Below are 21,279 nucleotides of genomic sequence, written 5' to 3'. Positions count from 1 at the left end.
GCGGCCGTATCTTCTGATGCGGCCGCGCCTTTTTTACATCATGGTGATAAAGCCGTGGAGAATATCAACAACCTTGGGTTTAATCATAAAAGTCAAGAAAATCCCACTAAAGGCTCCCCAGAAATGCGCAACATGATTGATTTGCATTTGAGTGGTTCTAAAGCTGTTGGCCAAACTGTAAATCAGGAAAATAATGGCAATAATATATCCAGGCAGTTGTAGAACCGGGAATAGATCAGTCAGAATAGGTAGGCCAAAATTTAAGTAAGGATTAACGATGACTGCACTCAGGATAATGGCACTAATAGCTCCTGATGCTCCTAAACTCCCTTCAAAAGAAGTATCGTTCTTATAGCGAATGCTGGTTGCTATATTACTGATAAGCATTCCCAGGATATATAACACAAGAAACTGCCAATGTCCTATTCTATGTTCCAGAATGAAAGCAAAGAAATAAAAACTGACAATATTCATGCTTAGGTGGAGGGGGTTTCCATGGATAAAACCACTTGTCAACAACCTCCAGTACTCCTTATACATGAGCATGTCATAGGGAATGAGCAAAAGTTTGTCCTTAAAATCTTCATTCAATAATGCCCAAATACTAAGACCAATGGTCAGGATAAAAATGACCAGGGCAACTGGAGCATAGAGAATGTATTCATATGGCATAAGCTACTGGAATATTTTAATCATCAAATAAAACAATCCAGTAATATTACCGAAATCAATAAGTATTTAAACCTATCACAAAAAATCAGGTGGGAATAAAGGCTTATATTCTGTATAAAGGACTAGAGCTTGCGCTTGAAAATACTCTGCAAATATTCTTTTAAGGCTTCAAAATCAGTCAAATCGCCTAATTCTTTACTCATGGTTCGAGCTTCATCAAAGTACTTTTTGATCAGGATAGCGGTATGATTTTCTATGTCCAGCTTACGGAAGATAGTCAAGACCTTTTCTACTTTATCGGGATGATCTTCAGGGGTAGAAAGTAAAAATTCAAGCTCAGTCTTTTCTTTCCCTTCTGCCAATTCAAGGGCTTTAAGTACAAGAAAGGTTTTCTTATTTACCAGAATATCACCACCTACCTGTTTCCCAAAACCTTCGGGAGGAAAAGCATCCATCAGATCGTCCTGCAATTGAAATCCGATCCCCAGACTTTCACCAAAAGCCCTGAAAAGCTTTACGATTCGGTCATCTGCTCCTCCGGCAATTGCACCCAGACTCATACAACCCCCAAGCAGGGCAGCTGTCTTTTTCCGGATCATCTCCAGATATTCCGGAATGGTAACATCATTTCTTTCCTCGAAATCCATGTCTTCCATTTGCCCTTCACAGACCTCCATAGCAACCTTGGAAAACTCCAATCCCAATTGAGCAGCTCTTTGCTCAAATCCCTGCATAATCAGTCCCATAGAATAGGCAAACATGGCATCTCCACTCAGGATGGCGATATCCGTATTCCAAACCTTATGAACTGTCGGCTTACCCCTACGAACGGGTGCTTTGTCCATGATGTCGTCATGCATCAGGGTGAAATTATGAAAAAGCTCTACTCCGCTTGCCAGATTCAGGGCACGATCAATCTCATCCCCCGATACTGCTTTATAGGCCATGAGGGTCAATATGGGTCGTATCCTTTTCCCCTTCATTTTGAGGATATAGGACATGGGTTCATACAAATTTTGGGGACTGAGAGAATCAAAGGGAAAATTTGCAAAATGAGATTCTATCAGATTCTTGAGAGATTCGTGTGAATGCATCAGGAAGGTGGATTTCTTCATAGTGGCTGGCAAATATAGAAAATCTCTTAACCCCTAAGTGAGGATTTTGTTCTTTTTTTAACAAAATAGCTTTTCTGTTTAAAGCAAAGAGACCGATGTCCTTGCCTGAACATCGGTCTCTTTTATTTCCTCCTATTCTCCCCCTATCAATCTAATGCTGGGGGATCAACTTTGGGCGTGGAGGAGTATGCCCCAGAAGTTTTATTTTTTCTCTTCCTTCAACTACATCACGTGTCATATTTCGGGTATCAATGACAGCCTGGGAGTGCTTGACGATATAAGGAATATCAAAATCATCGTGATCTGTCACCATAACTACCACAGAATAGGAGGCAAGGGTTTCGGGATCAAGGTCCACCGAATAAAAGGTCTTACCGGAAACTTCATATTCAGGAGCCCAGGGATCACTGATATCTATATTTTCTATACCTTCTTCGATCAATCGATAGATAATTGCTTCAGAAGGTGAATGCCTGAGATCTTTTACATTTTTCTTAAAGGAAACCCCCAATACGAGCACTTTGGCTTCATCAAGCGCAATCGGTTGGCGGGCGATCTCTCGGATAACCTGCTGCGCCACATGATAGGGCATGCTTTCATTTACATTGGCTGCCAGAGTAATAAATTTTGTTTCAAAATCATATTCTCTCGCCAACCAGGACAGATAATAAGGGTCGATCGGAATACAATGCCCCCCTACCCCAGGTCCAGGCGTAAATTTCATATACCCAAAAGGCTTCGTACTAGCTGATTCGATCACTTCCCAAACATTGATCCCTCCCATTCTTTCGCAGAGCAAAGCCAGCTCATTGACAAGGGCTATATTTACACTTCTGAAAATATTTTCCAATAACTTCTCCAGTTCGGCAACTTTAGGATTGTCTACCAGGTACACCTTTTCGATGATTTGATTGTTGACAAAGCCAGCCAAAACCGAACTGGTTTCTTCCATACCTCCTACAACAATAGGAGTATTGCCTGTATGGAAAACTTTATTTCCGGGATCCACTCGTTCTGGGCTAAAAGCCAGAAAGAAGTCAGAGCCAGGATTCAGACCAGACTTTTCCAGTTCTGGTAAAAGATAATCTTCTGTGGTTCCCGGAAAGGTGGTACTTTTCAGGATCACCAATTGGCCTTGTCTCAGGATTTGAGAAACACCTTCTCCCGCAGCAATAATATAGCTGATATCGGGCTCTTTGTTCAAATTGAAGGGGGTTGGTACAGCGATAAAAATCACATCTGTATCAGCCAGAAAATTATAATCTGTGGAGGCACTCAGTAGACCAATTCCCACCATTTCAGCCACTTCCTGATCATCGAGATCTTCTATAAAATTTATGCCCTCATTGAGGCTGTCAACTTTTTGTTTTGAGACATCTACCCCTTTACATGCAAAGCCTCTTTTGCAAAATTCCAGGGCTATAGGCATACCTACATAGCCCAGGCCAACGATACCAATTTTGGCCTTTTTTGTGCCGATTTTTTCAATGAGTTCTGTAGCCAGGCCCTGTACGCCTGATAATAAATCTTCGCGGAATAATCTCATGGGTGGGATGAAAGGTTAATAAGGAAAAATTCAGTTTTGTCTGGGATTACGAAAGAACTAGCCCTAAATAAACATGTTTTACTTGTAAATAATTTACGATTCTTACAAAAATTTAACACATAACATGGTAAGGTCATCGGTAGTTACTTGCGTCTCTGCAAACTCTTCCAACGCTTCTAGCATGGATTCTATTATTTCCCCGGCGGAATTATTCTTATGTTTTCTTACAAGTTCTTTTGCACGTTCACTCCCAAACATTTCTTCCTGGGGATTATGTTGTTCAGTTACCCCATCGGTAAACATAAATAAGATATCATTTTTTTCGTAGGAGAAGCTATGACTCTCAGGTTCAAGTTCAGGCATGATCCCCAGAATTGTACAGCCTTTATCTAGTCGCTGATTTTCTTTTGCACCTATGAAAATGGGGTAATTATGACCAGCATTTATATAGGTGAGGGTATTTTCAAAGCTGTTGATTTTTCCGAGGAAAAGGGTTACAAATTTTTCTCCGGTAGTCACATTGAAAAGAACTTTATTCAGCTCAACAACAATTTCCCGGATATCATCTGTTTGGGCAACGAGGGCCCTGAGGTTAGCCTGTAGATTGGACATCAATAAAGCAGCTCCTATACCTTTACCCGAAACATCAGCAATACAAACAAAGGTGGTTCCTTTTTGCTTTTTGATCACGTCATAATAGTCGCCTCCTATGCCGTGATGCGGAATATTTAATCCGAAAACATTTATCTCTTTGAAGCGATGAAAATCCGAAATCAGCAACTGCCGCTGAATGGTTTCAGCTACTTCCAGTTCTTTCCGGATAAACTCCTGCTCCATCTTTTCCTTGAAAAGCTCTTTATTTCGAATGGCAACTGAAAGGATCGTTCCCATTGATTCAATAAAGATCAAATCCCCTTCTGCTTCTACCTCTGTATCCGCAAAGTCTGCAATCGCAAAAAAAGCATGGGTATCTCCCCGATTGATGAAAGGGATGATATATTCAACTTTATGTTTAAACAATTCAGGGAAGGAGGCCGCATCAATAGCCGTAATTTTATCAATATCCAGAAGTTCGTCTACCGCATCTTGTTCAAAATGATCAAAACCCAGACGCATTCCCTCTTTCCAAAGCCCTTCATATTCATAAAAGAAGACCATTTTCCTTACTCCTATCTGCGCACGAAGGACATTCCTAACGATCATGCATAGCTGTTTGATGTTAAGGTTATCATTGTTGATACTCCTCAATACATCCAGCATAGCATCTGATTCCATCCGCTTCAATTCAAGCAGCTTCTTCGGATCATTGGTATTATATGCGTTCTCCATGTACATTTCTGGAAGCAAATTGTCTTATATATTTACATCTAAAGCATCTCTCAACCCTATTCCAATCAGATTGATACTAACCACAAGCAATATTAATGCTATTCCCGGGAAGAAAGCTAACCATTTACCCGTAGAAAAAACAATATAGGTATATCCTTCGGCAATCATGCTCCCCCAACTGGGAATTGGTACCTCTACTCCTATCCCCAAGAAACTCAATCCCGACTCAATCAAGACCGCAGAACCAAAATTAGCGACAGCAACCACAATTATCGGACTGATCACATTGGGGAGGACATGGCGAAACATAATCCTGAGGTCTTTAAATCCTAATGCTCTGGCAGCTTCTGTGTATTGTAGCTCCCTCACACTCAGAATTTGCCCCCGAACAATACGCGCTACTTCTACCCACATAGAAATACCGATAGCTATACAGACCTGCCAAAAACCTTTTCCTAATAAAAAACTAATTAAAAGGGCCAGCAGCAAAGTCGGTAATGACCACATCACTGAAATCAACCACATAATGACACGATCTACCCAGCCCCCAAAGTAGCCAGCAAAACTTCCCAGGACAATCCCGATCAGCAAGCTTAAACTCACTGCCAGCAGCCCTACCGTCAAACTGATTCGGGTTCCCAACAGAATCCTGCTCCAAAGATCTCGACCAAAGCCATCCGTCCCCAGAAAAAAGAAGAGTTCCTCTGCATATTGTTCCAGAAAACTATTTCGGTCAAAGCTCGCCGCATCCAATCCAAATTCTGATAAAGCCAGATCAAATTCCCCTCCTCCATAATTGGTGTAGCTCAATCGATCCCCATCCAAGGATATACTTTCCAAGCCTTGAATTGCAATTGGCCGGTAGTTGGCCTTTGCCCCTACAAACATGCGAGCCAGCAATCCACTTTCCTCCCCTTCTTCTTGTGGCAGCTTTAGAATCCAGGCTCGTGTTCCTGGCGCTTTCTTGGCAAGCTCCAGGATTTGGCGATTTGCATAGGGAGTAGAATCCGGACTGAAGAGATAGCCAAAGATTGCCAGAATGAGGCACAGGAAAAAGTAGCCCAGGCCGAAAAGGGCCGTAGGATTCTTTTTATACTTTTTCCAGGCAAGCTGGCGGGGACTATCCATAGTTCTCCTTTATCTAAGCATTACTTAGCGAAAGCCATTGTGTTTCAACAATCCATCCTTGGTCGCCAGAAAGGAATATTCCTGCATATTATCAGCATCAAAAATGCTGGTTCTTACAAAATCTCCTTTGCCCTTATCAAACATCATGACCTGAATCAGGCCCCGGTCAATCATAGTCCGTAGCTCATCCTTGACCACGGCAGTAGACTCCATTGCTTCTTCCACGATATGGTCAAAGCTTTCGACAAAATAAACAGAATCCAGAATTTGAAATTGTAGCTCTGTGAGTTCATTGTTCATGATACATTCCTTCCTTTCCAGCTATAGCTTTTTGCCAGGATACCCGCCATTCCGATCCAGATTACATAGGGTATGTAGAGAAAAGTCAATGGCAGAAACCAGCGTAACATGTGCAAGTTATGAAAAAATCGAGCAGCCTGAAGCATGATTATAAGATCTATACACAGCTTGATCAGAAAGTAGAGACTTGCCAGATATAAGTAGCGAATATCCTGAAAAGAAGCGACGAGTAAGAGGGGAAACGTCAGGAAGCCCAAATAAGCAATGCCCTGAATCAAATTGGGGCCTTTATGTAAATAAGCGCGAGATTTACTCACCCAACGAATGCGCTGAGCCTTGAAGTCCTTCCAGTTTTTTGGAGCCGTAGTGCGAACAATAGCTTCCGGCTTTTTGCAAAAGCTTATCTTATACTTGCCAGCCAGTCTTATCTTTTGCAATAGGAGTTCGTCATCTCCCGAAGCAACATGGTCAATGCCCTCATAGCCTTGTATTTCTTCGAATACCTCTTTTCGATATGCCATATTTGCTCCATTGGCCATATTCGGTCTGCCTCCTATGAGAAAACCTGCTCCGAAGACTACTAGTCCCATAGACTCCAATGCCTGCATAGTTTGAAAAGGAGTTTCTGATTCCAGAGCGACCGGGCCTGAGACAAAATCAGCCCCCGCTTCAAAATAAGCCCACATACTTTCCATCCATTTCTTTCCTACCCGACAATCGGCATCTATTTGAAAAATAATGCTCCCTTTGGCAGCCTTAATCCCACTAGCTAATGCAGCTTTCTTTCCATTCCCTTCGGAGTTCTGGATTCTTAACTGAGGATACTCATGCCTCATTGCCTCAGCAAGTAGTCGTGTTCGATCCGTAGAATGATCATCTATCAATAAGACTTCTATGCGGGCCGAACATACTTGTTCCAGGATACTTTTCAGGCAGGATTCAATTTGCGCTTCTTCATTTCTGGCAGGGATCAGCACGCTCAGCAAAGGCTCCAAATGTTGTGGAGGCTTCTCCGCTATAGGTCCGCGAGAGAAATTCCAGCTGCTCCACAGGACAAAGCAGAGGTAAAGCAGCAAACAGATACTACAAATGAGTAGCAGAATTTGCATGCGGGAAAAAGAAAAATAAAAAGCGGGATTGCAAATTAGTGGGAGAGAGAATTAATACTTGGGCTGACAAAAACCTTTGTCAGCCCAAGTCTGTACGATCTCGATCATCGGGAAAGCAATCCCCTTGACCTCTAAAAATATATCTGGGGGAAGGAGATCGCTTCGGTCAGGTTTTGACCTCGCAATGACAGCTGCGCTGTATTGCTTTGTGAACCCTTCCGCTCCTGGCCCTTTTCCCTTTTTTCGCACCCGCACAGCCTGAGGGTGAAAGGACTGCCGCACATTTCCATTAATCAAGCATTAAGCGAAATGGGGCTTGCCCCGAAAGGGTTTTAGGGATACTAAGTAAATCACGAATCCTTTCTTAATCTCCATTCCTTGTTCAGAATTCTAAAAGTGTTTTGGTGTTGTGGTTGAATGCTAACTGCCGTACAACAACAAAAAACACCTCTCCCTCCTGAACCCGAGAACACATGAACACATGAACACATGAACACATGAACACATGAACACGTTCAAAAAAGCACATAAAAAAACAGGTATGAATTCAGCTGTTCATACCTGTTATTCTAAAATTTTCTTAAGAGTGTCTTTAACTGCTGGCACTAGCAGTAGCTGGAGTCTCTCCAAGCATTGCCTGTGCCATTTCTAAGATCTGGGTGTCATCTAATAGAACTACTCCCCCGTCGGGTCCGGGCTCAAGGTGGAAACCGGTTGGTCTTCCTTGAGAGTAATGAGTGCCGCCAAAGTAGTTGCGTACAGTTTCAACTGACAAATTCAATTCTTTTGCAATTTTCTTCATACTTCCGTCAGGTAGACGGTCCTTAATGCGGCGAAGTTCATTGAAGGTTAATGTCATAACTACATAATTTTTTTTAAATAATGACTTGGAATGGATAATAGAGTTAGTAGCGTCCCGGGTCCACGTAAGAATACGTGTATACCCTCATCAAAACAAAGAGCTCTGAATGATTTTTAATTGGTCCCGAAATGCGGTTATTAGTTTATAATGTCTGGAAAAAAATGCAGAAAACCAAGTACTTATGGCAGTAATCGATTCTCTTTGTAAGGCATTCCAATTTTTCGAAAAAAATCAAATAGAAGAAAACCTGCTTTCTTTTCTGTTCTGCCCAAGATTTTTGCTACGTAAGCTTTAGCCGGGATGTGTCAAAAATTCTTTTCCACAATTTTATTTTTCGATTGGCCTTGCCCCTTTAGCTTATCAGCGACTTTCCAGGAATCCGATTGCATAAAGATATTGGCATCCCTATCTGTAGAATTTCCAGCTAATAGCTCCTTTAGGATGTACCCTTCATCTGAATGCGAGCTTGATACCTGGATTTGATCTTTCTTCCTTAAATCACATTGACCTCCCGAATCAGGCTGATTCCAAACTTCTCATGTACGGATTGGAGTATTTTTTCGGATAGTTCATAAAGCTCATTTCCATCTGCCCCTCCAAAATTTACCAAAACCAGGGCCTGCTTTTCATGTACCCCATAGGTACCAAAGCGCTTTCCTTTCCATCCACACATTTGGATCAACCAGCCAGCCGGAACTTTCACTCCCTCTTCCTGCGGATAATGAGGAGCCTGAGGATAGGATTGCTGAATTTGGGCAAAGGCTTCTCTACTGATTACGGGATTCTTAAAGAAACTACCTGCATTTCCGATTTCTTTTGGATCAGGGAGTTTGGATTGGCGAATGTTGATCACAGCCTGACTCAATTCTTTGATCCCGGGATCCTGAACGCCCATTTGCTTCAGCTCAACTTCCAGGGCTCCATAGGAACTGTTTAGACGGGCTGAATGAGAAAGCTTAAGTATAACCCCTGTAATCAGGTATTTGCCTTTAGCGGAGCCCTTGAAAATGCTATCTCTATAGCCAAACTTACATTCCTCCTTGTTAAAACTTCGAAGGATGCCTGTTCGAATATCCATAGCTTCGAGAGAAACAAAGACATCTTTCAACTCCACGCCATAAGCTCCAATATTTTGAATGGGAGCGGCTCCTATAGTTCCGGGGATGAGACTCAGGTTTTCAATCCCTGCCCATCCATTCTCAACACAATGCATGACACATTCGTGCCAATTTTCCCCTGCCCCAAACCGAACATATATATCATCTCCCTCTTCCCTGATGAGTTCCTTTCCCAAAATATTATTCTTCAGAACCACTTTATCCAAATCTCCCCGAATCAGAATATTGCTTCCTCCTCCCAGGATAAAGAGTTCAGAAGGATTGCGCATATTATCGATCAGAAATTCACGCGCCTCCACTTCATTCATGATCTCTATCCAATAGCGGGCATGGGCCTTTATTCCAAAGGTATTGTATGAGCTAAGATCTACCTGACTTTTGAGATGGGGCATGTGAAAAAGGCTTCCAAATTAAGGAAGGCAAAGATGCTCAATCTTTAGCGGCACTCAAAGGATGAAGCAGATTTTTGCTTTCAACCAGATCTGCCTTGAGCGAACCTATGGGAAGATCACTTTTGATGCGGATGGGGATTTTATTCTCGTCATCTGTGATCCAGAATTCGATCTTGCTGTTATCAGTAACCATACCGGCTTCTTCTATCAACAAATTAAATTTGAGGGCCTTGTATTTTACTCCTTCTACTTTGATTACTTCTCGCTTTTTCAATTCGGCTTGAAGGGCTACCGTCTTACGGTCGATGAAGTTTTGCAAAGAAATGCGATCTCCAATTTTCATCTCCTGATTATCATAACGGGTCCTTGCATAGTAGAAAGCTGAAATCACATCCTGTATGTTGTTCGGGATGGAATAATAGCTAACCTGCTTTTTATTGTTGATATAACGAGCCTTACGAGAGAGGTGGTCGAAATGAGTTTCTGTATAACTGATAAACTTGCCTTCTTCTATATAGCGATTGAACCTCAGAGAGAGCAGAGCATCCTGATCAAAATAGGATTCATATTTATCCCTGACCTTATAAAAAACATCAAAGGTGGAGGTTGTATAATTCTCTACGACAATATGATAACAGGGACGGTCTTTTTCTCTGACCATACGATTACCCACTTTCACAGTCGCATATCCGGCGGTAATCAAACCATAATGTACCCTGTATTTCAAAAATTCCCCGGGACGAAAGGTATCATTATGCATCTTGCGCATTCGCTGGCCATAGGAGGCCTCAACAAGAAGCATGAGGGAGATCAGAAGAAAGGAGGTGATAAGATTTTTCATTGCTAATCGATTTCCTGGTTTCAGTGCAGGTTGGATATTGATTGGCCCCTTTGTTTCCTTTCCAAACGTATTTACCTCTTTTAGAACGTAAATTCTTCGGAATATGTTGAATTTATGTTAAAAATCTGTCTCAATGGCCTTTAGGCTGGCTTTCTGATTCCAGCAATTGCTTTTCATATATACGTGCATAGTAGCCGTCTTTTTCCAGCAATTGATCATGGGTTCCAGCCTCTGTAATCTTTCCTTCTTCCAGGACCAGAATCTGATCAGCATCCTGAATACAGGAGATTCTGTGGGCCACCATAATGACGGCAACTTCCGGATGTTCTTTTCTAAAGTTCTTGAGATGGCGAAGGACCGTTTCTTCCGTTCGGGTATCAACTGCCGAAAGCACATCATCCATGATGAGCAATTTGGGAAGTCTGATCCAGGCACGGGCAATGGATATTCTTTGCTTCTGTCCACCAGAAAGGGTTACTCCTCTTTCCCCAACCAATGTCTTAAAACCTTCCGGGAAACCTTTGATATTCTCATAGACAGAGGCCCATTGGGTGGCCTGTTCTATTTCCTCCTGACTGGCATCCGGTTTACCAAAGGCCACATTATTGCTGATATCGTCGGAAAAGAGAAATACATCCTGAGGTGCATATCCGATAGCTGAACGCAATTTGTCCTTTTCGTATTTCTGGAGCTCCTGTCCATCCAGGATGATTTTGCCATGATCTATGTCAAATAGACGAGGAATCATCGCACAAAGGCTGGACTTCCCTGATCCGGTAGGTCCTACGATCCCCAGTTTCTGTCCAGGTTTCAACTTAAAGCTGATATCATTGAGTGCGTGTATGCCTGTTTCTTTATAGGTAAAGGAAACTTCTTCAAATTCCAGTTCAGCCTTTTCGATTCCTTTGCTTTCTTTGGGGAATAAAATTTCAGAGCGTTGTTCCAGCAGTTCATTCAGCCGCTTTTGACTGGCAGCTGCCCTTTGCACCAAAGTCGTAACCCATCCTATCGCGATTATCGGCCAGGTGATGAGATTGATGTACATGATAAACTCGGCAATGTTGCCAAGCGTCAAGCTCCCTCCGATCACTTTTCCTCCACCTACCCAAATAGTAAGTACTACACTCATGCCTACAAGGAAACTTACCAAAGGCATGAACAAAGCATCGAGTCTCGCCAAATGCATAGATCTTTTCTTATAGACCTCAGATTCGTTCGAGAATTTTTTAGCAGAATCTAACTCCTGTACATATGCTTTAACTACACGTATACCTGAAAATATTTCTTGTGAAATGGTGGTCAATCGCGAGAGTTGTTCCTGAATTCGCTCACTTCTTTTCTGGATAATAGAAGTCACATAGTAAATCAGATAACTCAAAAAGGGAAGAGGAATGAAGGCGTAAAATGTAAGCTCAGGATTGACTGTGATCATCGTAGTGGTAACTACTACGAAGAGGGTAATAGTATTGATAGAATACATAATTCCCGGCCCCAAATACATCCGCACACGTGAAACATCCTCCGTAATCCGAGCCATCAAATCACCGGTTCTGTTCTTCCGGTAAAAAGAAAGGGAAAGAGACTGAAAGTGCTCATAGATATCATTGCGCAAATCATACTCTATCAGCCTTGACATCACGATTAGGGTTTGTCTGGTCAGGAAAAGAAACAATCCCCGGATAAGGGCCGCCGAGATCACCAGGCCTGCAAAAAGCAAGAGACTTCTACCCAACATACCATCCAGGTGCTCGGTAATTTTAAAGCCTTTAAACTGATCGTAAAATCCCAAAACGTCCTCAACCATGTCAATGGCGCGACGCATAATTTGTGCCGGATAGATCGCAAAAAGATTGGATAAGGTAACGAAGAAAATACCGAGCAAGAAGTGCCACTTGTATTTCCAAATGTAAGTGTTTAAGGCAAACAAAGGTCTCATCGGCAGCAAAGATACAGATAAATTTATCTCACGGAAGCTAATACAGAGAATTGTTATTCCCTATTTCAAATCTTACAACACAAAAATGATACACAGATTTGATTATTTGGTTTATGGAATATTTTTCCTCTACTTGAGTGAACAGATAGACAAAGACTCGCCCTTTCATCGAGCTTTCCGTCTGTCGGAACTCAAGCACGCTCAGATATGAGATACGCAGCAATCGTTCTTCCTACGCTCTTATCATTATGCATTTCGGCGCATGCCCTAAATTACAGAAGTTTCTCCTTTTATGAAGGAAGTTTCGACCAACTTCGTAAAGAAGCTTTTGAAGAATCCCGCCCTTATATTCTTTATTTTTCCTTTAAAGGAAATGACGACTGTAAAGGTATAGAAAACTATACCTTCCAGGATGGCAAACTCGGAGAACTGATCCAGCAGCATTTTTTGATTTATGAGATCGACGAAAGTTGGACCCATAAAAGCGATCGCTACAAAGCGGTAGATTTTGAAGTAAATAAGCCAAGCTTTCTCATTTTCGATGAGTACAGCAAGCAGCAAGCTGAGATTAGCGGATTTGTAAGTCCTGAAACCCTTTATGAACAATTACAAAATTTCCTCCCAGAAAGAGGAGCCAGTAGAAGAGTAGAGATTCAGCAGGAAGATGGAGAGTCCAGCACCTCTCGTAGGGAATTGGGTGACTTCTTTTTTGAAGAAGCTGAGGTTCAGAACTACGAAGGAAATGCACAGCCGGCAAGGGAAGGAATTATGGGATCGCAATCCGATGGTATCATTATAGAAGATTTACAGGAGCAAAGAGAAGAAGCTCAGCCGGAGACTTATTCCAGTCAGGCAACTTCCTCAAATTTTGTAAAAGAGGAAACCTATTTAGAGCTGGATCCGGTAGTAAGTCAGCGTTTTGATTTTGAGGAAGAAGTAGATGGAGGCGCTCCACATCAGAGAAAAGATATCATCCAGGAATTTAATGCGGAGAAAGAACGGGTATCAGAGCTAGCACTGATTAATCCTGACTGGCAGGAAAAGGAAGAAGCCAGTAGCTATGAAGTTATTCCCGATATGAAGGAAGAAAATGGAAACAGCTTTGACGGTTACGGCATACAAACGGGAGCTTTCGAACAGAGTTACTTCATGAGAAGTCATGTCGAATACCTCCAACAAACATTCGGCAAGAATGTCTTTATCAACAAAGAAGAAAATAGTGGCAAGGCCTTATACAAAGTTCAGGTAGGTCCTTTTACAACAGAAACAGAGGCGAGAGCCTTTCAGGAACAATACAGAGCGGCAACGGGTACACAGGCAGGATTCCTGGTGTATCTGAGATAGAGAATTATCCAAATCCAAACAAACAAGAAAGGGCCACCGCTATGGTGGCCCTTTTCGTGTATATTAAAACATGATTCTGATCAGGTTGAGAAAGAAGTCCCGCATCCGCAACTATCTTTCGCATTGGGATTATTAAAAATAAATCCCCGGTCATTGAGTCCACTCTGGTAGTCCACTTCCATGCCATAGACATAGAGGGCATGCCGCTTATCCATGATCACACGTATTCCATCTATCATCCATTCATCATCCAGCTCCTGCTTTTCATCAAAACTGAGCACATAGGTCAGGCCGGAGCATCCTCCTCCTTTTACACCTACACGCAAAGGCTTATCTGCAGGTAGATTATCTGTACGCTGAATTTCCTTTAAGGCTTCAATAGCTGTAGGAGTCAGAGAAACGGATGATTCTTGTGTTGGAGTTAATTCTGTCATTAAATGAAAATTGCTAATCAATCTTTGTAAACGTAAATTTACGCATTTAGTTGGAAATAACAGGACACTAACCTTTCGATAGTTTCAGTACCGCAATCGGCATTTATGGATAATAAGCGAGAGCAATCATTATTTTCCGAATTTCCTGCAATCAGCGATCAGGAATGGAAAGAAAAAATAGTCAAGGATCTCAAGGGCCGAAGTTTTGAAGACCTGAATTGGGAATTTGAAAAAGGGATAAAACTCGCCCCATATTATAGAAACTCGGATCTTGACAAAATCAAAGATCGGCTCTCCTCCTTTAGACGCGGCAATCTCTTCAATCTTCCGGGCATGCCCTGGCAATTGATCCAGAAATTGTCCTTTCGCTATGGAGATCCCCTGGATCAGCTACGGACAGCAGAAGAAGCAGACGCACATGCTTTTTATATCGATGCTCCTCAGGATTTTCTGGAATTACTCCCTTTCTTTTCCCTGAAAGATACAGCTCTCCATTTCTCCTCTCGGGATGCCGACCCAACATTAATTCAAAAGCTACAACAATACCTGGAAAGCAAATCTCAGGACTTAAGCTTTTTGACAGGAACCTATGCAACGCCTCGTGAGACTTCGACAGAAGAACTCATCAAGTTGGTAAAAAGCAGTGAAGCTTCTCCTTATTTCCGTACCCTCAGTATAGAGCTCTGGGATCCACCTGTAAAAATCAGTGCGCAACTTACCTTTGCTCTGATCCGCAGCCTCAACCTGATCGAGAGTATGCAGTCCAAAGGAATTGAGACTAAAGAAATTATAGAGAACCTGGCTTTCAATTTCCCGGTCGATACTGCCTTTTTCCCGGAATTGGCAAAATTTCGTGCCTTTAGGGTTCTTTTTGCACGCATGTTGGAAGTTTTAGGTATTCACGATAAGGAGTTACAGTCTCCTTTCGTTATGGCCCATGCCCCTCTTTGGCATACAGAGCCCAATAAAAAACATAGCAATCTTCTCAGACTTAGCAGTTCAGCTATCGCTTCCATTCTGGGTGGCGTTCATGGCCTGATTCTTTCTGATTTTGATCCGGGTAAAGATCGCGATCTGGCCCTCAATCAAAGACTAAGCAGAAACATTCATCATCTCCTGAGAGAAGAATCCTACCTTGATCAGGTACTCGATCCGGCTGGAGGTGCCTATTATATAGAAGAACTCACGACTCGTTTGATCGATAAGGTTTGGAAAGACTTTCAGGGAGATACCTTTGTGCAGAAAGCTCATTTTTCAGAAGATGATCTTTTTGGAGAAAACCAATTGAACTGGGAAACGCCGGAAGACATTGAGATCAAATCTTTATATAAGGATGATGATGTGGAAAGTCTGGATCATTTAGACTTTGCTGCAGGACTTCCTCCTTTCCTCAGAGGCCCTTATTCCAGTATGTATGCTGTGCGTCCCTGGACCATTCGCCAATATGCTGGTTTTTCTACTGCCGAAGAATCTAATGCCTTTTACAGACGAAACCTGGCTGCCGGGCAGAAAGGTCTTTCTGTGGCTTTTGACCTGGCAACCCATAGAGGCTATGACTCAGATCACCCCCGTGTAGAAGGAGATGTAGGTAAGGCAGGAGTAGCTATAGATAGTGTGGAGGATATGAAGATTCTTTTTGATCAGATTCCTCTGGACAAGATGTCCGTATCCATGACCATGAATGGAGCCGTTATTCCAATCATGGCATTCTATATAGTAGCCGCAGAGGAAGAGGGAGTTGAGCCGAAACAATTGAGCGGAACCATACAGAATGATGTATTGAAGGAATTCATGGTTCGGAACACCTATATATATCCTCCTGAGCCCAGTATGCGCATCATTGGAGATATCTTTGAATATACCTCCCAAAATATGCCTCGCTTCAATTCGATTTCTGTAAGTGGCTACCACATGCAGGAAGCAGGTGCAAGCGCAGATTTGGAGTTGGCTTATACCCTGGCAGATGGATTGGAATATGTACGTAGGGGATTAAAGGCAGGTCTGGATATAGACGCGTTTGCTCCACGTATCTCATTTTTCTGGGCAATTGGGATGAACTTCTTTATGGAGATCGCAAAAATGCGAGCGGGTAGATTATTGTGGGCGAAACTAATCAAGCAGTTTAATCCTCAAAATCCCAAATCCCTTTCTCTAAGAACCCATTGCCAAACCTCCGGGTGGAGCCTCACTGAGCAAGATCCCTTAAATAATGTTGCAAGAACTTGTATAGAAGCCCTTGCGGCTGCTTTCGGCCATACCCAATCCCTGCACACCAATTCTTTTGACGAAGCCATAGCCTTGCCTACCGACTTCTCAGCGGGAATTGCCCGAGATACTCAAATTTACCTTCAGGAGGAAACTCAGATTACAAAAGCCGTTGACCCCTGGGCAGGTTCTTATTACGTAGAAAGGCTCACCCGCGATTTGGTGGATAAAGCCTGGAAATTGATTGAAGAGGTGGAGGCACATGGAGGCATGGCAAAAGCTATAGAAGCCGGCATCCCAAAATTGAGAATTGAGGAAGCTGCTACCCGCAAACAGGCGCGTATAGATTCGGGCAAGGATATCATCGTAGGACTCAATCAATACCAGACAGATTACGAACAGGATTTTGATATACTGGAAGTTGATAATACAGCAGTTCGAGAGGCCCAGATCAAGCGGCTAAATGATACAAAAGCTGGCAGAGATCAGGCAAACCTAAACGCATGCCTGGACGCAATAAGAGAAAGTGCCAAAAGCGGAGAAGGAAATCTTCTTTCCCTGGCCGTGGAGGCTGCCCGTGCCAGGGCAACTTTGGGCGAAATTTCTCAAGCGATGGAAGAACACTTTGGCCGATACCAGGCCCCCATTCAATCAGTAAGTGGCGTTTATGCCAAAGTAGCTATGGATAATGCATCTTTTGAAGAGACCCGTAAACTCGCTGACGAATTTGCCCGACTGGAAGGGAGACGTCCTCGGATTCTGGTCGCCAAGATGGGACAGGATGGACATGATCGAGGAGCGAAAGTGATTGCAACCAGTTTTGCTGACCTTGGATTTGATGTAGATATCGGTCCACTCTTTCAGGTGCCTAGCGAAGTGGCCATGCAAGCTGCCGAAAATGATGTGCATGTCGTAGGGGTTTCCAGTCTGGCTGCCGGACACAAAACCCTCGTTCCACAACTCATCGGAGAGTTGAAAAAACTGGGAAGAGATGACATCATGGTCATAGCCGGAGGGGTAATCCCAAAACAGGATTATGACTTCTTATATGAAGCAGGAGTAGGGGGTATTTTCGGCCCTGGAACCCCGGTTCCCGAAGCAGCCGGAGAGGTCCTCAAGAAACTCTTAGCATGAGCTAATTAATAACTATTTAAAGCAACTTTTTCAATTTATTGGAGTATATAGGTTAGATTTGCTACCGCTAAGGTTGACAAACAAACTAAGTTCTGTTCAGATCGCATTACATGTGCGTAGATACATACACTATAATCACTTAAAGAGATTCACACATCCTGTCCTTTCCACTAAGCCCTCGTCCTTCTACTATTTTTTTAGGGACTTTGTCCTCATAACAACATTACCGGTTAGAAATAATCCGGATTTTTGAAGTAGGAATGACTAATTATTAGAAATACAATTTTCCTTTAATCTTATACCTAGCTATGAAAAATAAATTCAGCATCAAAAAAGGAGAAAGCAAAGCTGTATTTAATAACCCGATTCTAGAGAAACTAACCGTAACGCATATTTCGGTTCCCCTGATCCTGTTTTACGGCGCCTCTATCGGTCTTATTACCTTTGGACTTACCACAACCCATATGTCTGGCTGGTTGATAGCCGGATTGTTTTGGTTTGGTCTGTTTTTCTGGACTTTCTTCGAATATATGATGCACAAACATGTGTTTCATATTGTAGAACACCTTCCCTCTGCTGAAAAGTTTCAGTACCTGATTCATGGTATCCACCATGAATATCCACGTGACAAAAAGCGCTTGATCATGCCTCCTTTAATGAGTGCAACTCTGGCCCTTTTCTTCATTTGGTTATTCAGAGCAAGTTTGGGAGACTTTGGATACGGATTTGGAGCCGGTTTCCTTTCTGGATATGCCAGCTATCTGTCCATCCATTATGCCACCCATGTATTCCAGCCACCCAAAAACAAGTTGAAAAAACTATGGGTACATCACGCGATCCATCACTACAAAGATGATTCCGTGGCCTATGGAGTTTCTTCTCCTCTTTGGGACTGGATATTTGGAACCATGCCACAGAAAGGAAGAGTTACCGTGAAAGAGGATGGGGTTAAAACCGCTATTCCTCAGTAATTCACTTCATGTAAAAGATTAGCTCGCCTCGTTCTTTTGAAGGAGGCGAGCCTTTTTTATGCCCATGCCTCAAGCCTTGCCTTGAGTAAATAAATCCTTATATTCTCATGGAAACATTTCAGATATGGATGCATATACCCTGGAATTAAAGAAGCTACTTGCCAATAATGAAGTAAAGGAGGTTATGAATAGCCTCATCGAAACTCTGGATGAGGCAGCCAGATCGACCAAGGAGTTGAAAGAGGAAATTGAACCCCTGCAGGGAAAAATCATCATCCTTTCAAGTCGCTTTTCTAAAGCCGTAAATGAGCGTGAACAAGATTTCATTGATGCCGGTGATTTCAATACTCAAATGGCCAGAATCAACAAAACCCTGGTAGATATTCTCAATAGTCTCGATGATGAGTATCCCATCCTGGAAAAATATTTCAACGAACAAACTGAAGAAAAAGCCTGGGCTATCGCCTCCGCATCCAATGATATAGAAGGCTACCAGGATTATTTTCAAAAGTATCCCAACGGAAAATATAAAGAAGAAACCCAAAGGCTCATCCGTGAGCTTCAGGCCATTGAAGGGAAAAAGAAGGAAGAGTTTCGAAAAAAAGCAGAGGCAGAAAAAAGAAGAAGGCAAAGCGTTCAAGCCAGGCCCCAAACCCGCACCAGCAATGTCCGCTATTACTTGATGGGCGCAGGACTTCTTGCATTTATAGGTCTTGGCTATTTTCTCGTGAAAAATTTCAATGAACCTCCAGCAGAAAGAAAGCGGACAGAAGTAGCAACTACTCAAGTAGAAGAAGCGACTGAAGAGCCAGAGAATCCTAATCCCCGGAATCCCGGAAATTCGACTACAGATACAAAAGAGCCCGATAAACCCGATAATCCAGACAGCAGAAATCCAGGCGGAACTCTCACCTTAGATCCCGGAAATATCAAACCAGAACTATTGGAAAGACTCCCAGATCTCGTAGAGACCGGTAAAATTCCAGTCGATCAGCTGATCAAATCTCCCGCAAGTTCCTGGCAAGGAACCTGGAAAACTTCTTTTGACGTCCTTAGATTAAAAACTTCCGGAAACAGGGTATATGGTGATTATGGGAAATTGGGAACCATCGAAGGCTATTATGACCCAAATTCTCAAACCTTAAAAGGAGAATTTGTCAATGGGACAAGAGAGGGCACCTTCAAATGGACCATTTCTGGGGAAAATATGGGAGGGAGTTGGTCTTTCAATGATTCAAAAACTCAAGGTAGATGGACCGGTAGCAAAACTTCCAGTCGCATGCCCAGCCTTCAGAATTTCCCATGGGAAGGTATCTGGGATACCGCTGAATTTGGGGAAATCGAATTCAGCCAGAAAAGCAATAAGGTAAGCGGCAAGGGAGACAAAGTCTCTATTTATAAAGCAAGCTATGATGCTCGAAACAAAAGATTGGAAGGAATTCTCACAGATGGAAGAAGGAGAACTACCGCTGATTTTAGTATCACCATTTCTGATGGAAAGTATTTTAAAGGGAAATGGGCCTATACCAAAACCATTCAGGGAGTAAAATCTTCGGGAATATGGGAAGGCAAGCGTATAAAATAGCTGCAATCTTCTATCTTTGCCCGAGAGAAAAACGCCTGTACTCACAGGCCATGCATATTTTTTATGAAGAAACTCCTGATCATGACCGGTGGTGGCGACTGTCCGGGTCTCAATGCAGTAATCAGAGCTGCAGTTAAACGCGCCTTGCAAGAAAAAGACTGGGAAGTATACGGATGCGTGGAGGCTTACAATGGCCTCTTGCTGGATCCTATGGAAATTGTTCCATTAGATGAGAAGGCAGTAAGTGGTATCCATGTCAAAGGGGGAACCATCATTGGGACGACCAATAGAGGGAATCCTTTTAGTTGGCCCGTAGAAAATGAAGATGGCACTTGGTCCGAAGTAGATCGTTCTGATGAATTGATAGAAAAATGCCAGCAAATGGGTTTTGATGCTATCATCAGCATCGGTGGAGATGGCTCTCAAAAGATTTCCAGGAAGTTTTGCGAAAAAGGGCTCAACATAGTCGGGGTACCCAAAACCATTGACAATGACCTTTCCGCTACGGATTATACCTTTGGTTTTCAAACAGCAGTGCAGGTAGCAACTGAGAGTTTTGATAAACTCGTAACCACAGCAGAAAGCCATTCGAGGGTAATGATTATGGAAACTATGGGAAGAGATGCGGGCTGGATAGCCTTGCATTCTGCCATAGCTGGTGGCGCAGAAGTTTGCCTGATTCCGGAGATAGAATACGACATCCAGAAAATCTCAAAACGCATAAATGCGCGTTATAAACAAAGACGAGGCTTTGCCAATATTGTGATTTCAGAAGGAGCCAAGCCCAAAGGCGGAACTGTGGTTGCGACTGATATGGGTGAAGCTGGATATGGTCATAAGAGATTGGGAGGTGCAGGCTATCGTTTGGTAGAGGAATTGAAAGCTTCGGATTGTGCAGGAGACTTTCGAGTTACGGTCCTGGGACATTTGCAAAGAGGAGGAACACCTACTGCATTTGACCGCATTTTGGCAACTCAGTATGGAGTAAAGGCTTTTGAGATGGTTTTGGAAGGAAAGTTTGGACGAATGGCTGCTTATCGCAACAATAGCATCATAGACGTAAGCCTGGAAGAAGCGACCTCCACCTACAATTTTGTTGATCCTAACTCCTATCTGGTTCAGGTAGCGCGTGGAATCGGAATCAGCTTTGGTGATTGATGGGTAAAAAGAAAGATCAAGCGCAAATTCAAATTTCAAGTTCAGGGGATTACTACCTTCCTTTTTGCATTTGAGCTTGATACTTGCACTTGAACTTTCT

Annotated in this window: 17 protein-coding genes and 1 pseudogene; 6 read left to right on the top strand and 12 right to left on the bottom strand. The window is 42.8% G+C overall.

The features are described from left to right. Positions 1-33: 33 nt before the first annotated feature. The 11 genes from R8P61_02500 to R8P61_02450 all read right to left on the bottom strand — a co-directional run bounded on the left by R8P61_02500 (position 34) and on the right by R8P61_02450 (position 12,348). Positions 34-672, bottom strand: coding sequence for a rhomboid family intramembrane serine protease (locus tag R8P61_02500; GenBank protein ID MDW3645913.1), 639 nt, complete (start codon positions 670-672; stop codon positions 34-36). 122 nt (positions 673-794) lie between these two features. Beyond that, a complete protein-coding gene (locus R8P61_02495) occupies positions 795-1,787 on the bottom strand; it encodes a polyprenyl synthetase family protein (GenBank protein MDW3645912.1) in 993 nt (330 codons plus the stop codon). Positions 1,788-1,938: 151 nt separating this feature from the next. Next, a complete protein-coding gene (locus R8P61_02490) occupies positions 1,939-3,333 on the bottom strand; it encodes a nucleotide sugar dehydrogenase (protein ID MDW3645911.1) in 1,395 nt (464 codons plus the stop codon). A gap of 102 nt (positions 3,334-3,435) precedes the next feature. Next, on the bottom strand, positions 3,436-4,662 hold the full coding sequence (locus R8P61_02485; GenBank protein MDW3645910.1) for a PP2C family protein-serine/threonine phosphatase: 1,227 nt from the start codon (positions 4,660-4,662) through the stop codon (positions 3,436-3,438). A 24-nt stretch (positions 4,663-4,686) separates the two neighbouring features. After that, on the bottom strand, positions 4,687-5,790 hold the full coding sequence (locus R8P61_02480) for an ABC transporter permease (GenBank protein MDW3645909.1): 1,104 nt from the start codon (positions 5,788-5,790) through the stop codon (positions 4,687-4,689). A gap of 24 nt (positions 5,791-5,814) precedes the next feature. Beyond that, positions 5,815-6,090 carry a hypothetical protein gene (locus R8P61_02475; GenBank protein ID MDW3645908.1) on the bottom strand — a complete coding sequence of 92 codons (276 nt, stop codon included), beginning with the start codon at positions 6,088-6,090 and terminating at the stop codon, positions 5,815-5,817. Continuing rightward, positions 6,087-7,199 carry a glycosyltransferase gene (locus R8P61_02470; protein MDW3645907.1) on the bottom strand — a complete coding sequence of 371 codons (1,113 nt, stop codon included), beginning with the start codon at positions 7,197-7,199 and terminating at the stop codon, positions 6,087-6,089. Before R8P61_02470 ends, R8P61_02475 begins: the two co-directional genes overlap by 4 nt. Before the next feature lie 592 nt (positions 7,200-7,791). After that, a complete protein-coding gene (locus R8P61_02465; GenBank protein MDW3645906.1) occupies positions 7,792-8,058 on the bottom strand; it encodes a DNA-binding protein in 267 nt (88 codons plus the stop codon). A 496-nt stretch (positions 8,059-8,554) separates the two neighbouring features. After that, positions 8,555-9,571 (bottom strand): UDP-N-acetylmuramate dehydrogenase, encoded by a 1,017-nt coding sequence (murB, locus tag R8P61_02460; GenBank protein ID MDW3645905.1) that lies wholly within the window; start codon positions 9,569-9,571, stop codon positions 8,555-8,557. 37 nt (positions 9,572-9,608) lie between these two features. Further along, the gene (locus R8P61_02455) at positions 9,609-10,412 is read right to left on the bottom strand and encodes a DUF3108 domain-containing protein (GenBank protein MDW3645904.1); all 804 of its coding nucleotides are present in this window, start codon (positions 10,410-10,412) and stop codon (positions 9,609-9,611) included. Positions 10,413-10,542: 130 nt separating this feature from the next. Then, positions 10,543-12,348, bottom strand: coding sequence for an ABC transporter ATP-binding protein (locus R8P61_02450; GenBank protein MDW3645903.1), 1,806 nt, complete (start codon positions 12,346-12,348; stop codon positions 10,543-10,545). A gap of 207 nt (positions 12,349-12,555) precedes the next feature. Between R8P61_02450 and R8P61_02445 the strand changes: the two genes are divergently transcribed. Continuing rightward, the gene (locus R8P61_02445) at positions 12,556-13,692 is read left to right on the top strand and encodes an SPOR domain-containing protein (GenBank protein MDW3645902.1); all 1,137 of its coding nucleotides are present in this window, start codon (positions 12,556-12,558) and stop codon (positions 13,690-13,692) included. A gap of 80 nt (positions 13,693-13,772) precedes the next feature. Here the strand turns inward: R8P61_02445 and R8P61_02440 are convergent, their stop codons facing one another. Then, positions 13,773-14,126, bottom strand: coding sequence for an iron-sulfur cluster assembly accessory protein (locus tag R8P61_02440; GenBank protein ID MDW3645901.1), 354 nt, complete (start codon positions 14,124-14,126; stop codon positions 13,773-13,775). Positions 14,127-14,231: 105 nt separating this feature from the next. Between R8P61_02440 and R8P61_02435 the strand changes: the two are divergent. The 5 genes and pseudogenes from R8P61_02435 to R8P61_02415 all read left to right on the top strand — a co-directional run bounded on the left by R8P61_02435 (position 14,232) and on the right by R8P61_02415 (position 21,179). Then, a pseudogene (locus R8P61_02435) lies at positions 14,232-15,338 on the top strand (methylmalonyl-CoA mutase family protein). A gap of 24 nt (positions 15,339-15,362) precedes the next feature. Continuing rightward, the gene (gene scpA / locus R8P61_02430; protein ID MDW3645900.1) at positions 15,363-17,465 is read left to right on the top strand and encodes a methylmalonyl-CoA mutase; all 2,103 of its coding nucleotides are present in this window, start codon (positions 15,363-15,365) and stop codon (positions 17,463-17,465) included. A gap of 308 nt (positions 17,466-17,773) precedes the next feature. After that, entirely contained in the window at positions 17,774-18,436 is a 663-nt protein-coding gene (locus R8P61_02425; protein ID MDW3645899.1) for a sterol desaturase family protein, read from the top strand. Between the two features lie 124 nt (positions 18,437-18,560). Next, positions 18,561-20,021 carry a hypothetical protein gene (locus R8P61_02420; GenBank protein MDW3645898.1) on the top strand — a complete coding sequence of 487 codons (1,461 nt, stop codon included), beginning with the start codon at positions 18,561-18,563 and terminating at the stop codon, positions 20,019-20,021. A gap of 63 nt (positions 20,022-20,084) precedes the next feature. Beyond that, positions 20,085-21,179 carry an ATP-dependent 6-phosphofructokinase gene (locus tag R8P61_02415; protein MDW3645897.1) on the top strand — a complete coding sequence of 365 codons (1,095 nt, stop codon included), beginning with the start codon at positions 20,085-20,087 and terminating at the stop codon, positions 21,177-21,179. The last annotated feature ends 100 nt before the right edge of the window (positions 21,180-21,279 follow it).

The sequence above is a fragment of the Bacteroidia bacterium genome, from assembly GCA_033391075.1.
Lineage (GTDB): Bacteria > Bacteroidota > Bacteroidia > J057 > J057 > JAWPMV01.
Note: the sequence above shows the minus strand (reverse complement) of the source record. Positions and strands in the feature narration are given on the sequence as shown.

Bases quoted from the DNA above. Each gene is read 5' to 3' on its own strand.
- R8P61_02490 (MDW3645911.1), bottom strand. From the start codon at position 3,333: ATGAGATTATTCCGCGAAGATTTATTATCAGGCGTACAGGGCCTGGCT.
- R8P61_02455 (MDW3645904.1), bottom strand. From the start codon at position 10,412: ATGAAAAATCTTATCACCTCCTTTCTTCTGATCTCCCTCATGCTTCTT.
- R8P61_02425 (MDW3645899.1), top strand. From the start codon at position 17,774: ATGAAAAATAAATTCAGCATCAAAAAAGGAGAAAGCAAAGCTGTATTT.
- R8P61_02500 (MDW3645913.1), bottom strand. From the start codon at position 672: ATGCCATATGAATACATTCTCTATGCTCCAGTTGCCCTGGTCATTTTT.
- R8P61_02470 (MDW3645907.1), bottom strand. From the start codon at position 7,199: ATGCAAATTCTGCTACTCATTTGTAGTATCTGTTTGCTGCTTTACCTC.
- R8P61_02480 (MDW3645909.1), bottom strand. From the start codon at position 5,790: ATGGATAGTCCCCGCCAGCTTGCCTGGAAAAAGTATAAAAAGAATCCT.
- R8P61_02420 (MDW3645898.1), top strand. From the start codon at position 18,561: ATGGATGCATATACCCTGGAATTAAAGAAGCTACTTGCCAATAATGAA.
- R8P61_02485 (MDW3645910.1), bottom strand. From the start codon at position 4,662: ATGGAGAACGCATATAATACCAATGATCCGAAGAAGCTGCTTGAATTG.
- R8P61_02450 (MDW3645903.1), bottom strand. From the start codon at position 12,348: ATGAGACCTTTGTTTGCCTTAAACACTTACATTTGGAAATACAAGTGG.
- R8P61_02495 (MDW3645912.1), bottom strand. From the start codon at position 1,787: ATGAAGAAATCCACCTTCCTGATGCATTCACACGAATCTCTCAAGAAT.
- R8P61_02440 (MDW3645901.1), bottom strand. From the start codon at position 14,126: ATGACAGAATTAACTCCAACACAAGAATCATCCGTTTCTCTGACTCCT.
- R8P61_02415 (MDW3645897.1), top strand. From the start codon at position 20,085: ATGAAGAAACTCCTGATCATGACCGGTGGTGGCGACTGTCCGGGTCTC.
- R8P61_02445 (MDW3645902.1), top strand. From the start codon at position 12,556: ATGAGATACGCAGCAATCGTTCTTCCTACGCTCTTATCATTATGCATT.
- R8P61_02475 (MDW3645908.1), bottom strand. From the start codon at position 6,090: ATGAACAATGAACTCACAGAGCTACAATTTCAAATTCTGGATTCTGTT.
- R8P61_02465 (MDW3645906.1), bottom strand. From the start codon at position 8,058: ATGACATTAACCTTCAATGAACTTCGCCGCATTAAGGACCGTCTACCT.
- murB (MDW3645905.1), bottom strand. From the start codon at position 9,571: ATGCCCCATCTCAAAAGTCAGGTAGATCTTAGCTCATACAATACCTTT.